This is a genomic window from Stenotrophomonas sp. 85239_Sma (assembly GCF_056481725.1).
This window is the reverse complement of the sequence record NZ_CM151163.1, coordinates 1,710,533-1,726,915: the sequence shown is the minus strand read 5'-3', so window position 1 is coordinate 1,726,915 and position 16,383 is coordinate 1,710,533. Positions and strand designations below refer to the sequence as shown.

Sequence of the window (16,383 nt, the reverse complement as noted above, 5' to 3'; positions counted from 1 at the left end):
ATGGCGTGGATCTACCGTGTCGACCAAGGTCGACACCTGCCAGAGCAGTACGCCGTTCCGACAGATCGCGGAAAACTGTCGAAGGCGGGGTGGGTCCGGTTGCGGGGGCGTGAGCCGCATGGATGCGGCGACCGAGCTTACATGGACGTACTTGCAGCGGCCCCCGCAACCGGACCCACCCCGCCTCCCCACAGGAAACCAGCTTCTGCTGTTGCTGTTGCTCCAGCTCGTAGCGGGTGCAGGGCGCAGCCCTGCCGTACCCCTACCCCCTGGCCATTGACTGCCACCACTGCGACAACAGCCCAGGCCTGCGCAGGCGCTCGCGCCACCAGCGTAGTGCGGCGCCATCCTCACCGGTGCGCCAGGCCAGCCAGAAGGTTTCCTCCGGCTTGTGCTCCTCCACCTCGCGGATCACCAGTTGGCCCCGCGCCACCGCCGCGCGCGCGCACGGCTCGGGAAGGAAGCCGAAGCCCACGCCTTGGCATTGCAGCTTCAGCTTGCTGGCCATGTCCGGTACGGTCAGCATCTCCTGCCCCATCAACAGGCCCACCGTGCGCGGCAGCAGCCGCCGCGCCGAATCAGAAACGGCGATCGCGCAATGCTCGACCAGCTGCTCGCGACCGAGCACACCCGGCACGTTGGCCAACGGATGATCCGGCGCGACCGCGAACACGAACTCCACCGTGCCCAGCGGCTCGACCACATAGCCGCCGCCACTGGGTCCCTCGCCCGGTGCACCGACCAGCAGGTCGGCGCGGCGGTCCAGCAGGGCCTCCCAGGTGCCGGACAGGGCCTCGCCGATCAGCCGCAGCCGTGTCGGCGCCTCCGCCTCACGAAACGCCGCGATATCCGGCCCCAGCAGCCAGGTCGGGAACACCGAGTCCACCGCCAGGGTCAGTTCGGTCTCCCAGCCCGACGCCACCCGGCGCACCCGCAGCTCCAGCTCGCGGGCCGCACGCAGCAGATGCCGCCCCTCGTCCAGCAGGGCGCGTCCGGCCTCGGTCGGTTCGGCACGCGGGCCGACGCGGTCGAACAACTGGACGCCGAGGTCTTCCTCCAGCTTGGCCACGGTGTAGGAGATGGTCGAAGGCACCTTGTGCAGGGCCTTGCCGGCGCCGGCGAACGAGCCGCGGCGGTCGATGGCGTCCAGGATCTGCAGGGCATCGAGGCTGAGCTTGAGCATTCGAATTTTTCGATGATGGCTGTCAAAACTATCCGTTTTTCAAACCCCAGGCGCAAGCGGATACTTCTCTCCAACGGGGAAACACGGCGATTACCAGCCCACCCCGCCCCATCGAAAACATCGAACAAGGAGATTCCATCATGCTGCAGATCCGCAAGAGCGCTACCCGTGGCCTGGCCGAGCATGGCTGGCTGTCCTCGCGCCATACCTTCTCCTTCGCCAACTACTACGACCCCCGCTACGTCAGCTTCGGCCCGCTGCGGGTGATCAACGAAGACAAAGTGATTGGCGGCCAGGGCTTCGGCACCCACAGCCACAGCAACATGGAGATCGTTTCCTATGTGCTGGGCGGCGCGCTGGAGCACAAGGACTCGATGGGCACCGGCTCGGTGCTGCGCTACGGCGACGTGCAGCGCATGAGCGCCGGCAGCGGTGTCAGCCACAGTGAATTCAACCACTCGGCCGACGAGACCGTGCACTTCCTGCAGATCTGGATCTTCCCGGACACCGAGAACATCACGCCGTCCTACGAGGAGACTCACTTTGCGCCGGAGACCAAGCGCGGCCAGCTGCGCCTGATCGCCTCGCCAGACGGTGCCGATGGTTCGCTGCGCATCCACCAGGATGCCCGCATCTTCGCCACCATCCTCGATGGTGGCCAGAAGCTGCACCACGCGCTCGGCAACGGCCGTGGCGCCTATGTGCAGGTAGCCCGCGGCCAGCTGCAGGTCAATGGCATCACCCTGGAAGCCGGTGATGCGCTGCAGGTCAGCGACGAAGCACAGCTGACCCTGGAAAACGGCAATGATGCCGAAGTGCTGGTGTTCGACCTGCCGCTGTAACCGCAACGCCCGCGATGCTGCAGGACATCGCGGGCGCTTCTGTGCAGAACATCACCGGACGTACTGGCCAGCGGCGCCTTCCGGATCACCACCGTCGTGCTCATGTACAGGCCTCCGACAGCGGCCGGCGGAATGCCGACCGTGTCGCCACTGTCCGCACGGTGCGTCAATCTCGGGTCACGTGTTCAGGTCACTGCATTCGTATGCGTCACCCGATGTCACGTATGGCACTTGCCGACACGGCCTGAAAACGTTTTCATGGATGATCCTTGGAGCTTCGCATCGCGCATGACGCCTTCATCCCCACGTGCCCAGCAGCACGCCACCCGCGCCGCCTTCTTCATTCCCGGATTCGCCACGGCCGCATGGGCGCCGATGGTGCCCTTTGCCAAGGCCAAGGCCGGGCTGTCCGATGCCAGCCTCGGCGCGGTACTGCTGTGCCTCGGCCTGGGCTCGTTGCTGGCGATGCCGCTGGCAGGTGCGTTGACGGGGCGGCTGGGCTGCCGCCGGGTGATGGTGATCACCTGCGCGATGATGCTGTGTGCCCTGCCCTTGCTGGTGCTGGCGCCCTCGCCGGTGGCACTGGGTGCGGCCCTGTTCGTGTTCGGCGCCGGCGTCGGTGCACTGGATTGTGCGATGAACATGCAGGCCGTAGCGGTCGAGCGCGATGCAGGGCGCGCGATGATGTCCGGCTTCCACGCCTTCTACAGCATCGGCGGTTTCGTCGGTGCCGGCTGCATGACCGGCCTGCTGATCCTGGGTACGCCGTTGTGGCTGGCCGCGCTGGTTTCGGTGGCGGCACTGCTGCTGGTCGCGGTGCTGTCGGCACCGCACTGGCGCCCGCAACGGATACTGCACGAAGGCCCACTGCTGGCGCTGCCGCACGGCGTGGTGCTGTTCATCGGCGTGCTGGCCTTCGTGGTGTTCCTCGCCGAGGGCTCGATGCTGGACTGGAGCGCGGTGTTCCTCACCGACGTGCGGCAGGTGCCGCGTGACCAGGCTGGTGCCGGCTTCGCGCTGTTCACCCTGGCGATGACCGCGATGCGCCTGCTCGGCGACGGCATCGTCGAGCGCCTCGGCCGGACCCGCACCCTGGTCATCGGTGGCATCACCGCTGCAGCCGGCTTCACCTTGGCCACGCTGGTACCGTCGTTCCCGGTGGCGCTGGCCGGCTACGTACTGGTCGGGCTGGGCTGCGCCAACATCGTGCCGGCGTTGTTCTCGATGGCGGGGCAACAGCGGGTGATGCCGGAGAGCATCGCCATCACCGCGGTGACCACGCTGGGTTACGCCGGCATCCTCGCCGGCCCGGCAGCGATCGGCGCACTGGCACACGCCACCAGCCTCGGCTTCGCCTTCCTGTGCGTGGCCGCGCTGCTGCTGGGCGTCGCGGCGTCTGCGCGCTCGCTGGCAAGACGGGTGGCCTGACAGAAAAAGGGGACGGAGGGGATTAAGTCGTTTCTAGCGCAAGTGTGCGGGAAACGACTTAATCCCCTCCGTCCCCTTTTTCTCAGCTGCGCGCCAGCCACTCGGCCTGGGCAGGCAGCTGTGGGGCCGGGCAGGCACCCTGCGGATGGTGCTCGTCGCGCGCCATCCAGTCATCGACCACTCCCGCCAGCAGGTCCAGCCGCAACGGCAGGGTGATGTGGTCCTCGCCGCGCATTTCGATGTAGTGCGCGCGCGGGTTGGCCTGCGCAAGCTCGCGCCCCTGGCTGACCGGGATATGCTGATCGCCCTGCCCGTGCAGCAGCAGCACGCAGGCGTGGGTATCGGCCAGCGCACGCGCCACGTCCACGCGGTCCAGATCGACGTCGATGCGGCGGCTGGCGGCGGCGATCACCTGGTTGATGTCCTGGCCGCCATAGCGCCAGCGCGCGTACGAGGCCACCGCCTGCGCCTTCAGGCCCTCCGGCTGCAGCCCCATCAGGTGCGGGATCATGGTACGGATCGCCACGCCAGCGTTGGCGAACGATTCCATCGCCACCACGCCTTGCACCTGGTCGCCCAGCTTGTCGGCGGTGAAAACCGCCGTGGCCGCGCCGTAGGACACACCGAACAGGTACAGCGGCCCGGTCACTTCGCCGCGCGCGCGCAGCTCACCGATCACATCGACCACGTCATCGGATTCATAGGTGCCATAGCCGGAGGGGCCGGCACCGGACTGGCCATGGTTGCGCAGGTCGAGGGTGATTACGCGATAGCCGGATTCGGCCAGCTGCAGCGACCATGGCAGCATCGAATCACCATTCATCATCCAGCCATGCAGCAGCACCACGGTGCCGCGCGGCGCCTGCGCTTGGAACGGCTGCGGCACGGCCACGCGCAGGCCGGTATCCAGCGGCAGGCCGTTCTCGTGGCGCTGCGGCAGGTAGTGGTAACGCGCGCCGTAATCGCCGGGATCGAACACACGCCAGAAGATCGGCACCCCATCGCGGCCCGGCGCGAAGCCATGGCGGTTCGGTAGTTCGGCAATGGCCGCGGCGATGCGCGGGCGATCAAGCAGGGTCGACACACCACCTGGCGCAATCAGCCGATCGGCGAGCGAGGTGGATGCGGCATTCATCGAGGAGGAGCATGCAGCCAGCCACAGGCCGGCGCACGCCAGCAACAACAGCAGCAGGCGTTTCATATGACGTCATAGGGGTGAATCAGGCAGGCCGAGACGTTAACTCCCCGATAGGCCGGTCATCTATCGCGCACGGATGACGACTTGATGACAGCGCAGGAACGATTCAGCTTGGTGTACAAGCCGTATCCGTTCAGTCATTGATCCGGATCAATGAACACGCATGCGGGATTGCCCACAGTGCCGCCATGCGCACCTCGTTCAAGCTCGCCATTGCCCTGGCCGCCACGGTGGCCGCCGCCTACGGCATCGCCCGCAGCACGCCCTACTGGTTCGCACCGCGGCAGATGGCGCAGGTCGACATCCACGACCCGGCGCTGATCGCGCAGGGGCAGTACCTGTCGCGCGCCGCCGACTGCGCGGCGTGCCACACCGCGCCGGGCGGCAAGCAGTTCGCCGGTGGCCTGGGCATGCAGACACCGATGGGCACGATCTACTCGACCAACATCACGCCCGATGCGGACACCGGCATCGGTGCCTACGACTACGCCGACTTCGAACGCGCGGTGCGCCGTGGCATCCGCCATGATGGCCAGCCGCTGTATCCGGCGATGCCGTACGCCTCGTACGTGATCGCCAGCGATGCCGAGATCAAGGCGCTGTACGCCTATTTCATGGGTTCGGTGCAGCCGGTGAAACAGGACAACGCCGACAGCACCATTCCATGGCCGGCCAACATGCGCTGGCCACTGGCCTGGTGGCAAATGCTGTTTGCACGCCCGCGCAGCTTCCGCCCGGATCCAGCGCTGGATGCCGTCCAGCAGCGCGGCGCCGAACTGGTGGAAGGCCTGGCCCACTGCGGCGCCTGCCACACGCCACGCGGGCTGGCGTTCCAGGAAAAGGCGATGGCCGATGATGGCAGCCGCCAGTTCCTGTCCGGCTCGGTGCTGGAAGGCTGGTACGCGAAGAACCTGCGCAATGAATCGACCGGCCTGGCCAGCTGGAGCGAGGGTGAGATCGTCGACTTCCTTCGTACCGGACGCACCGATCGCTCGGCGGCCTTCGGTGGCATGGCCGACGTGGTCGAGCACAGCACGCAGTACCTGTCCGACGCTGACCTGCTGGCCATGGCGCGCTACCTGAAACAGCTGCCCGCGCGTGAGGGCCGCAGTGCCCAGTGGTCACCCGGTACCGACACCACCACGGCCGCACTGCGCAGCGGCGACTACCGTGTTGCCGGTTCGCTCGCCTATGCCGAGCACTGCCAGGCCTGCCACCGTGCCGACGGTCGTGGCATGCCCCGCGTCTATCCGGCCCTGGCCGGCAACTCGATCGTGTTCGCCGATGATCCCAGTTCACTGGTACAGGTGACCCTGATCGGCGGACGCACGCCGCATACCCCGCACGACCGCATGGCCTTCACCATGCCTGGCTTCGAGCAGCTGCCGAATGCACAACTGGCACAGATCCTGACCTTCATCCGCAGCAGCTGGGGCAACCAGGCCGGCGCGGTGAGCGAGGTCGATGTGGCGCGCATGCGCCGGGTGGTGCGCGACAAGCCGGTGCATTACGTTCCGCAGGAGACTGCACGATGAAGCGCTCGCGCAAACGTTCCCGCCGGCTGATCGGTAGTGCGATCACCGTGGTGCTGCTGGCCGGTGCCAGCGCCCTCGCCTACCGTCACCTGTACCCGGACCTGGATGCTGCCGTAGCCAGCACGATCGATATCCTCGATGCGCAGGGCAAGGTGGTCGGGCACTACCACGCACCCAGCGCCGAGGAGATCGCCGGGCTGGGCAATGCCGAATCGGTGATGCTCGGCCGCCGCATCCTCAACGAAACCGCGCGCCTGCTGCCGGACAACGTCGGCAACGATCTGAACTGCAATTCATGCCACATGGCCGAGGGCAAGAGGCCCTTCGGCAACCACTACTTCAATACCGGTGGTGGTGCCTATCCGCGCTACATGCCGCGCCCCGGCAAGGTCATCGGGCTGACCGAGCGCATCAACGGTTGCCTGCAGCGTTCGATGAACGGCAAGCCCTTGCCGAAGGACTCGCCACAGATGCGCGCGATGCTCGATTACATGGCATGGCTGAGCAGCCCGGTGCCGGACGGCGCGCGCGTGGCTGCTCCCAGCGAAGGGCCGATCAACAACACGCTGACGCCGGACCCGATCCGTGGCCAGGCACTGTACGCCGCGCAGTGTGCTGCCTGCCACGGCGACAACGGCGAAGGCCGGCGCGACGCCAGCGGAGACATCGCTTTCCCGCCGCTGTGGGGCGACCACAGCTTCAACATTGGCGCCGGCATGGCGCGCCTGTACAAAGCGGCCGGTTTCGTCAAGCACAACATGCCGCCGGCGGTGAGCCGCGAGCCGCCACTGGGGCAGCAGGTGATGCCCGACCAGGATGCGGTGGACATCGCCAGCTACTTCATCAACCAGCCGCGGCCGGACTTCGCCAACAAGGCCAAGGACTGGCCGCGCGACCCGAAACCCAAGGACGCGCGCTACTGAAGCAAGTGGCGGGTGCCGGCCGTCCCACAACACGGTTCCTGCATATTCACGTCATGCCGATGTCATTGGCATTGCTGACACTCCGGGGCTTCCCACCCCTGAAGGTCCGGTCTCGATGCGAACGTTCGCGCGCTTTCCCCGTGTCTCCCTGCTTGCCCTGCTGATCGCCCCCGCACTGGACGCCCTGGCCGAAGCACCGCAGGGCGCGGCGGCCGAGGCGCGCAGCAGCGAGGCGCGTACCCTCGACCAGGTGCAGGTCATCGGCCAGGCCACCAGCTACGCCAAGACCTCGGTGCGCGCGGAAACACTGAACCGGCAGACCGTGATGAGCAGCGTCAACGACGCGCTCAACGAAGTACCCGGGGTGGTGGTCAGCGAAGCCGACGCCACCGGTTCGTCGGTGTGGGGCACGCAGATCAGCATGCGCGGCTTCGTCACCAACCGCGATACCCAGCAGATCGGCACCACCATCGACGGCCTGCCCAATGGAGGCTCGGGCTACGGCGGCGGTTCGCTGGCCAACCGCTACATCGACACCCTCGATCTGGAAACGGTGGAGGTCAGCCAGGGCACCGCCGACATTTCCTCGCGCTCGAACGAAGCGCTGGGCGGCACCCTCAACTTCCTCACCAGCGATCCGCTGCAGGACAGCCGCCTGCGCTTCGTGGTCGGTGCCGGTGACAACGAAGCACGCAAGTACTACGTGCGCTACGACACTGGCCTGCTGGGCGGCCATACGCGCGCCTGGGTCAGTGCCTCTTCGGCCCGCGTGCATGACTGGATCGACGGCAGCGGCAAGACCAGCAACGACCACATCGCCGGCAAGTTCATCACCGAGTTGGATCGCTGGACGCTGACCGGCTACCTGTCCTACAACGATGCCGACGAGCCGGAGTACACCAGCGTCTCGCCGAAGGGCTTCGCCACCAATCCGGACCGCGACAACCTGGTCGGCACCCTCACCGGCATTCCCTACCTGGACCAGAACTACCGTTCCGGCTCGCGTGCGCTGCGCGAGAACACCTTCGGCTACCTGCGCGCGGCCTTCGACGGCGGCAACGGCTTCAAGGCCTCGGTGGCGGCCTACGGGCACCGCATGGAAGGCCGTGGCGACTGGCTGCCACCCTACCTGGCGCAGGTCAGCGATGACGGTGCCGGCCGCCCCGAGTCGGAGTACATCGGTGGAAAGACCGTGTATGGAGGCAGCAACCGCGGCCAGATCTTCTTCGTCAATCCCGACGGCAGCGCTGCGCAGCGCCTGGCCAGCTGCACGCCGCGGCTGGGCTTCACTGCCGAGTACGATCCGAACTGCTATGCCGGCAACGTGCTGGGCGCGCAGTCGTATCGCCACACCCACTATGACAATGACCGCATGGGCGTGACCGCCGACGTCGAGTGGCGGCAGACCTTCGGTGCGGTCGACAACACGATCCGCGGCGGCCTGTGGGTGGAGAAGCTGGACCGCTCTGCCCGCCGCGATTGGCATCGCCTGCTCAACGTCGGCCAGGACATCGGCTTCGACCACCAGCCCTACTGGGTCCAGTTCGAGGACAAGTACAAGGTCGACGAGCAGATGTACTACGTCGAGGACGTGGCCCGCTTCGGCCCGTTCAGTGCACGCCTGGGCGTGAAGCAGTTCTTCGTCGACCAGTCGCGCCGCCGCGTGATCGGTGCCAGTGAGCACGTCAAATCCGATTCCAAGTCCGACCCGCTGCTGTCCACCGGCTTCACCTGGGCGCCGGGCGTGGAAGGCATGGAGCTGTTCGCTGGCTTCTCGCAGAACTTCGCCGCCATTCCTTCCGGCGTTCTCGGCGAGACCGACCCGCAGCGCTTCCGTAACGTCGAGCCGGAGACCGCCGACAACATCGAAGTAGGCATGCGCATCAGCCGCTGGCCGCTGACCGCCTCGGTCACCCTGTACAACATCAAGTTCGACAACCGCATCGTCTACCTGCCGGCCGGATTCGTCAGCGGCATCGACTACCTGGGCGAGACCGACGGCGTCTACGAGAACTTCGGCGGCGTGGAGAGCAACGGCCTGGAGGCCGCCTTCGGCTACGGCTGGGACAACGGCTGGCGACTCAACGCTGCCTATACCTACAACCGCTCCAAGTACCTGGGCAGTGGCGACGCCGCACGTGATACCCAGTTGGGCATCGTCGACGGCGCCAAGGTGATCGGCCAGCCCGAACAGACCCTGGTGCTGTCGGCGGACTGGCAGGGTGAGAACTGGAACTTCGGCCTGTCCGGTCGCTACCTGGGCACGCGCTACCTCGATGCCGCCAACGTCAACAAGCTGCCTTCGGCCACGGTGTTCAACGCCAACATCGGCTTCGACCTGCAGGGCCTGTCGCCGCGCCTGAAGGGGATGGGCGCCAACCTGGTGGTGAGCAATCTGACCGACAAGCGGTATCTTGCAGGGGTGGACGGCCGCGACAACGCCTTCATCGGCGCCCCGCGCACCGTCGGCATCTCCTTCCGTGTGGACCTGTGAGTGAGCCCGTGACCGATATCGGCCGACGCCGGTTGTTGCAGGCCGGCGTTGCCGCCGGCCTTTCCCCGCTGCTGCCCAGCATCGCCCGGGCCGCCGCGATCGCCCCCGCCGCGCAGACACGCAGCCTCGAAGACCTGCAGCACATCGTGGTGTTCATGCAGGAGAACCGTTCGTTCGACCACTATTTCGGCACACTGCCGGGTGTACGGGGTTTCGGCGATCGCTTCGTCGCTCCGGCGCAGGCACTGCAGGCCGGCGGCCGCGCGCGCAGCCTGTGGCTGCAACCCGATGCCAACGGCCAGCGTGAAATCGCTCCGTTCCCGCTGGATACCGCTGCGCACTTCGGCTACATGCGGGTGGAAGGCACGCCGCACACCTGGCCGGATGCACAGCGGGCCTGGGACCACGGACGGATGGGGCAATGGCCGAAGGCCAAGCAGAACCACTCGATGGGCTACTTCCAGCGCAGCGACCTGCCGTTCCAGTTCGCCCTGGCCGATGCCTTCACCATCTGCGACGCCTACCACTGCGCGATGCAGGCCGGAACCAACCCGAACCGGGTGTTCCTGTGGACCGGCCACAACGATGCCGCCGCGCGCGCCGGTGGCCCGGTGATCGCCAACTCGCACGACAACTTCCCGGAACATGGCGGGCATCCGGCGTCATACCGTTGGACCAGCTATGTCGAACGCCTGCAGAAGGCAGGCGTTTCCTGGCAGATCTACCAGGACATGGCCGACAACTTCACCGACAACCCGCTGGCTGGCTTCGAGGCGTTCCGCCAGGCCTACCGCGCTGCACCCGGTCATGACCCGCAGCTGCGCGCACGCGGGGTCAGCACGCGTGGACTGGCGCAGCTGCGCCAGGACGTCATCGACGGACGCCTGCCACAGGTCAGCTTCATCATCGCCGACGCGGCCGGCAGCGAGCATCCCGGCCCCTCCAGCCCGGCCCAGGGCGCGACCTATACCGCGCGCGTGCTGGATGCGCTGACTGCCGATCCGGAAGTGTGGAGCCGCACCGCCTTGCTGCTGATGTTCGACGAGAACGACGGCTTCTTCGACCACATGCCGCCACCGGCACCGCCTTCGCCGGTGGGCGGGGGCTGGGCGGGTGCGTCCTCGGTGAGCACCGAGGGCGAGTACCACCACCATCCGGCCCCGGGCGACGAAAAGTACGACGCGGCCGAACTGCGCGGCCGTCCGTATGGGCTGGGCCCGCGCGTGCCGCTGTACGTGATTTCGCCCTGGAGCCGCGGTGGCTGGGTCGATTCGCAGGTGTACGACCACACCTCGGTCATACGCCTGATCGAACGCCGCTTCGGCGTGGCTGCACCGGACATCTCGCCCTGGCGCCGCGCGGTCTGCGGTGACCTGAGCAATGCCTTCGACTTCGCCCAGCGCGATACCCGACCGTTCGTACGCGGCCTGCCCGACGTGAGCGCGGTGGCCGCACGTGCCGCCGCCCTGCCGGGACGCACCGTGCCGACGTTGCCTGACGGACTGAAGCCGGCGAAACAGGAAAGCGGCGTACGCCCAGCGCGCGCCCTGCCCTACCGGCCGCAGGCATCGATTGCTGCGATCGACGCCTCGGGCGTGGACCTGAGGTTGTCCTGCGAAGGTGCGGCGGCGGTGCTGCATGTCTACGACCGGCTGAGGCTGGATGCGGTGCCACGCCGCTATACGCTGGTGCCGGGCATGCCACTGCAGGCGCGTTGGCCGCTGGATGCACACGGTCGCTACGACCTGTGGCTGCTGGGCCCGAACGGCTTCCACCGCCATTTCCAGGGGGCGGCCAAGGCACCCGCCGTGCAGGCGGCGGTCGAGCGTGCGGACGACCAGCTGCGGCTGAACCTGCGCAACCTGGGTGACAGCGCACAACAGGTGCGCGTGCATGCCGGTGCCTATGCCGGGCACATGCCCGAGCAGACGCTGGCACTGCCCGCACATGCAGAGACATCGTTGGCGTGGGATGCGATGCCTACCGCCGGCTGGTATGACCTGCGCGTCAGCGCGGGTGAGAGCGTGCTGCGCCTGGCAGGCCGGGCCGAGGATGGACGCCCCGGCACCAGCGACCCGGCGATGGGCAGCGAACCGCTGCGCTTCGAACACGATTGATGGATCTCTGTAGAGCCGGGCCCAGGCTCGGCCCTACAGTGCGGCTGTACTGATCAGGCCTCCTGCAGCCCCGGCCGACCGTGTTCCACCGCATAGCGTTTCCAGCTCTGCAGCGCGCCATTCGGCTGCATCACGGCATCCAGCGTCTTCATGTCGCCGATCCACGCATCGCGGGTGACATCGCACAGCACATAGCCGCGCTTGTCGATGGTCGCCTTCAGGTGCGGACTGTGCCGCAGCTGATTCTGCGCATACGCGTCCACGCCCTGTCCATCGGCGCCCGAGCTGATCGAGGTGGCGAGGAATTCGCTGGAGACCACGCCCGAATCACGATGGTCCTGCACGAGGTCGCTGGCGTAATGCCGGTGCGCGTCGCCACAGGCGGTCACCACGTTGCCGAAGCCGACCTCCTGGATGTGGTCGAGCAGGCGCCGGCGGCTGTCCAGATAACCCGACCACTGGTCATCGGACGACTGCACCGCCCCGTCCTTCTCGCGCATGTAGTTGCCCAGTGCCACCTGGTGGGCGATGGTGTGCCAGCGCGGCGTGGCATCGGCCAGGCCGTCGAACAGCCATCGCTCCTGCTTCGCACCCACAATGCTGCGCGCCGGTGATTCCACTTCCTCACGCAGCGCCATGTTCACCTGCTTGCTGCGGTACTGGCGTGTGTCGAGCAGGTGCAGGTCCATCAGCGTGCCGTAGCGCGCACGCCGGTACATCTGCATGTGGCCATCGCGCGGAAACGCCGATCGTCGCAGTGGCATGTTCTCGTAGTACGCCTGGAAAGCCTGCACGCGGCGCAGCAGGAAGACTTCGCTGGGCGTGTCGTCCTGGTCCTCGGCACCGGCCCAGTTGTTGTCCACTTCATGGTCATCGAAGGTGATGAACCACGGTGCAGACGCATGTGCGGCCTGCAGGTCGGCATCGCTCTTGTACTGGGCGTAGCGGCGGCGGTAGTCGTCCAGCGTGTAGGTCTGCGGCCCGACATGATTGCGCAGGTTGGTGAACGGCTGTCCGTTCATCTTCCGCAGGCCCGGCTGGCTTTCGCCCTCGTAGATGTAGTCACCATAGTGGAAAACGAAATCCAGCGGTTCCTCGGCGATGCGCCGCCACGCGGTGTAGTGGCCCTCTTCGTAGTGTTGGCAGCCCGCTACCGCGAAGCGCACCCGATCCACCGCCGTCGTGGCTGCGGGCAGCGTGCGCGTGCAACCCACCGCACTGGCATGGCCGCCCACCGTGAAGCGATACCAGTAGGGTCGGCCCGGTGCCAGTCCTTCCAGCTCCACGTGCACGGCATGGCCCAGCTCGGGATGCGCCATCGCCGAACCCTGGCGCACCACCCTGCGCATACGCTCGTCTGCAGCCAACTGCCATTCGACCACCATCGGCCGGGTCGGCATGCCACCGCCGAACACCAGCGGTTCGGTCGCCAGCCGTGTCCACAGCACCATGCCATCGGCCGAAGGATCACCCGAGGCCACGCCCAGGGTGAACGGAGAGCTGGCAAACCGCGGCGAGGCCAGCAGGTTGCGCGGGTTCAACGCGGTGGCATCGGCCCGTGCGGCCAGCGCGCGCGCCGTACCCATCCAGGCGCCGGCGGCGGACAGGCCAGCCAGGGCCAGGAATCGCCTGCGATTGATCGTATCCACGGCTGCGTCCTCAGTTATAGATGATGTGGAAGTAGAAGAAGCGGCCGTAGTCGTCGATCTCGGTACGGAAGCGCCCATTGGGGCCAGTGCTGTAGGTCGGCTGGGTGTTGAACAGGTTCTTGGCCTCGTACTTCAGCGTCACGTGCCTGCTGACCTTGTGGCTGAAGGCCATGTTGAAGGTCATGTACGGGTCGTAGTACGAATCCAGCCACTGCGTATCGCCGAAGTCGACCAGCATCCGGCTGCGGTAGGTGCCGGACAGGCGCAGCTGCGCGCTCTTCCACGGCATGCGCCAGATCACCGAACCATTGAGCGACCAGTCCGGCTGGTACAGCAGGCGGTCCAGGCGACGCTCGGTGCCATCACTGATGCGGTAGTTGGTCTGGCCATCCAGCCGCGTGGCATTGAAGTACATGTCGAAGCGCTGGCGGCCCCACTGCAGGTTGCGGTTGGCCACTGCGAACTCGACGCCGCGAAGCCTGGACTCATCGGTGTTCATCGGCTGGGTCACCCGGTAGCGGGTATCACCCACGTTCTCGAAGGTGGTCAGGGTGTAGATGTCGTCCTTGATCACCTTGTCGAACAGCGCGACCGAGACCAGGCCGTTGTTGCCGTTGAAGTACAGGTCCCACGCCAGGTCGATGTTGGTGGAACGGCGCGGCTGCAGATCGGCATTGCCCTGCTTGATGGTGCAGAAGCCCCTGCCCTCCTCGTCATCGCCACAGCTGGTGCTGGTGGCCTGGGCGATGTTGCTCGGCGTCGGCCGGCCCAGCGTGCGGCTGGCGGAGAAGCGCAGGCGCTGGTCCTCGCTCAGCTTGAACGTCGCATTCAATGAGGGCAGCAGGTTGTTGTAGCCACCGCTCGTGTTGCGGAAGGCGGAGGTATACGTAGCGCCGCCATCATCGCTGAATGGGCTGTAGGCATCGAAGCGGGTGTGGTCGTAGCGCAGGCCGCCGATCAGCAGCAGCCTGTCCCAGGCGTAGTGCGCGGAGACGTAGGCATTGGTGATGTCCTCCACGTACTTGTAGTCGCTGGTGAAGTTGGCATTCGGATACGCCGCATTGTTGTTGCCCAGTTCCGGCAGCAGTTCCTCGTTCCACTTGCGGTTGTCGATCAGCGGGAAACCCGGCACGCTGCCCAGCAGGGTCGAACCCGGGTACAGGTAATCGTTCAGCGTCGCGCTGCTCTTGTAGTAGTCGAAGTCGATGTCCTGCCAGATCTTCAGGTGGCGGTATTCCGCACCAGCAGCCAGGCCGAAGCCACGTGCATCGGCATCAATGTTGTAGCTGAAGTCGGCGCGCAGGTTGTCGATGCTCTCCTTGGCATCACGCGGCGAGATATAGGCCTGGGCAGGATTGAGCTTGAACGCCGAGCTGGTCAGCAGGCTGGAATCGGAAACCGCCACCGCATTGGGAAAGCCATGGCTGTCATTCTCGTAGTCGACGAACAGGTTGCTCGGGTAGGCGCGTACCCCCCAGTAGACCTGATTGTTGTGGAAGGTTTCTTCGGTGTGGCCACCGCGCAGGGTCAGCCGCGAGCGATCACCGATATCCCAGTTGAAGCTGGCGATGGCACCGCGGTTGCTGCGGTCCCAGCGGTCGTGCCGGTTCTTGATGTAGATGCTGTTGATCTGGGTGGTGCCGCTGTCCTCGGTCTGGTTGCGGATCGGGAACTTGGCATTGCCGTACAGATCGGTCTTGTTCATCGTCGAGTTCTCATAGAACCGGTACGAGTACAGCAGCAGTGATGCGTAGAACGGATCATCCGATGGCTTCCATTCCAGCTTGGCCGAGCCACCAAAATTGGTGATGAAGTTGGTGTAGGTGCCGGTGCTGAAATTGCCCGGCGCGCGCAGCCCGTTCCAGCCCTTGGCCTCGTCCGGCCCGGTGGTGCCGTCGGTGAGGTACTTGCCGGTGTCGTTGTAGTAGTAGTTCGACTCCACCCAGCGCTTGACGCTGTTGCGCGAACGCTGCTCATAGCGCGCCACCGCAACGATGCCGAAGTCCTGGTCGGCACCGAACTGGTTGGAGAACACCATCTTGGCGCTCTTGCCGAAGTGACCCAGGGTCTCGTGGTTCCCACCGGCGCTGCGCTCGACATTGGTTTCGGCCGTGGAGTAGATGCCGGCCACATCGGCGAACACATACTTGCCGGAACGGTCGAAGGCGCTGCGGCTGATGATGTCGATCACACCGCCGATCGCATCCGGCGCCTGTTCTGCACTGAAGCTCTTGTAGATGTCAGTACGGGTACCGATATCGCTGGGAATCAGCTGCAGGTTGTTCATGCGCTCACCCGAGCCACTGCCGCCCACGCTGGCAATCGCAATGCCATCAATGGTGGTGTAGTTGAGGTTGGCCTGCACGCCACGCACAGTCACGTAACGGGGCTCGCCGGCATCTTCCACCGCACTCAGGCCCGGCGCGGCCATCAGGCTTTCGGCCAGGGTTTCGTCGCCGTAGCTGTCCATTTCGTCATAGATCACCGAATCCTTGATCACCGGCGAAGTCTTCTTCTGGTCGATCACCTCGTGCGCGGCGATCACCTTCACCGTGCCCAGGGTCGGCGCAACCACTGCCTCGGCCTCGCGCGGCTTCGGCGCGACCGGCTTCGGTTCGTTGCGTGCGGGCGCCGGATCGATGGCGATGACGTTGCCGTCAACCACGGTGTAGCCCAGTCCAGTCCCTGCCAGCAGTGAGTCAAGCGCCTGCTTGACGGTCGCACCACGCGGCACCGCCCCGGCCATGTGCGCTTCACCGCTGCCCGAATACAGGAACTGCACGCCGGAGCTGCGCGACAACTGCTCCAGCGCACGCGACAGGGGCTGTGCTGCGATCGGCGCCGATACGCGGGCCTCCAGGCCATCGGCAGTGGCCGCGGACGCCAGCGGAACGGCGCAGGGAGACAGAGCGAGGAGGATCGACAGGTAGAGCGTGTTGCGCATCACGGGTCCTTGGAAGAGAGAAGGCAGCAGGTGCCACTGCGCGGATCGGCAGCGGCTTCTTCCAAGTAAG

The 16,383-nt window shown here is 66.2% G+C and carries 10 protein-coding genes; 6 read left to right on the top strand and 4 right to left on the bottom strand.

Going from position 1 to position 16,383, the window contains the following annotated elements:
• Nucleotides 1-262: 262 nt before the first annotated feature.
• Nucleotides 263-1,183 (bottom strand): LysR family transcriptional regulator, encoded by a 921-nt coding sequence (locus ACYKG1_RS08150; RefSeq protein WP_100471942.1) that lies wholly within the window; start codon nt 1,181-1,183, stop codon nt 263-265.
• A 140-nt stretch (nt 1,184-1,323) separates the two neighbouring features.
• On the opposite strand from ACYKG1_RS08150, the gene ACYKG1_RS08145 reads away from it, so the two are divergent.
• Nucleotides 1,324-2,025 carry a pirin family protein gene (locus tag ACYKG1_RS08145; protein ID WP_049461316.1) on the top strand — a complete coding sequence of 234 codons (702 nt, stop codon included), beginning with the start codon at nt 1,324-1,326 and terminating at the stop codon, nt 2,023-2,025.
• A 288-nt stretch (nt 2,026-2,313) separates the two neighbouring features.
• Entirely contained in the window at nt 2,314-3,453 is a 1,140-nt protein-coding gene (locus ACYKG1_RS08140) for an MFS transporter (protein WP_100471941.1), read from the top strand.
• 82 nt (nt 3,454-3,535) lie between these two features.
• On the opposite strand, the gene ACYKG1_RS08135 is transcribed toward ACYKG1_RS08140, so the two are convergent.
• Nucleotides 3,536-4,654 (bottom strand): alpha/beta fold hydrolase, encoded by a 1,119-nt coding sequence (locus ACYKG1_RS08135; RefSeq protein ID WP_478472341.1) that lies wholly within the window; start codon nt 4,652-4,654, stop codon nt 3,536-3,538.
• A 185-nt stretch (nt 4,655-4,839) separates the two neighbouring features.
• Here ACYKG1_RS08135 and ACYKG1_RS08130 point away from each other — a divergent pair, with 185 nt between their 5' ends.
• The 4 genes from ACYKG1_RS08130 (at nt 4,840) to ACYKG1_RS08115 (ending at nt 11,720) form a co-directional block, all read left to right on the top strand.
• Nucleotides 4,840-6,186 (top strand): c-type cytochrome, encoded by a 1,347-nt coding sequence (locus ACYKG1_RS08130; protein ID WP_478472340.1) that lies wholly within the window; start codon nt 4,840-4,842, stop codon nt 6,184-6,186.
• Nucleotides 6,183-7,109, top strand: a complete 927-nt coding sequence (locus tag ACYKG1_RS08125) for a c-type cytochrome (RefSeq protein ID WP_478472339.1) — start codon at nt 6,183-6,185, stop codon at nt 7,107-7,109. Before ACYKG1_RS08130 ends, ACYKG1_RS08125 begins: the two co-directional genes overlap by 4 nt.
• A gap of 115 nt (nt 7,110-7,224) precedes the next feature.
• A complete protein-coding gene (locus ACYKG1_RS08120) occupies nt 7,225-9,603 on the top strand; it encodes a TonB-dependent receptor (RefSeq protein ID WP_478472338.1) in 2,379 nt (792 codons plus the stop codon).
• A gap of 8 nt (nt 9,604-9,611) precedes the next feature.
• Entirely contained in the window at nt 9,612-11,720 is a 2,109-nt protein-coding gene (locus ACYKG1_RS08115) for a phosphocholine-specific phospholipase C (RefSeq protein WP_478472337.1), read from the top strand.
• A gap of 53 nt (nt 11,721-11,773) precedes the next feature.
• Here the strand turns inward: ACYKG1_RS08115 and ACYKG1_RS08110 are convergent, their stop codons facing one another.
• Both ACYKG1_RS08110 and ACYKG1_RS08105 read right to left on the bottom strand, forming a co-directional pair.
• Entirely contained in the window at nt 11,774-13,369 is a 1,596-nt protein-coding gene (locus tag ACYKG1_RS08110) for an alkaline phosphatase D family protein (RefSeq protein WP_478472336.1), read from the bottom strand.
• Between the two features lie 10 nt (nt 13,370-13,379).
• Nucleotides 13,380-16,313: a TonB-dependent receptor gene (locus ACYKG1_RS08105; protein ID WP_478472335.1), complete on the bottom strand. Its 2,934-nt coding sequence runs from the start codon at nt 16,311-16,313 to the stop codon at nt 13,380-13,382.
• Nucleotides 16,314-16,383 lie beyond the last annotated feature (70 nt).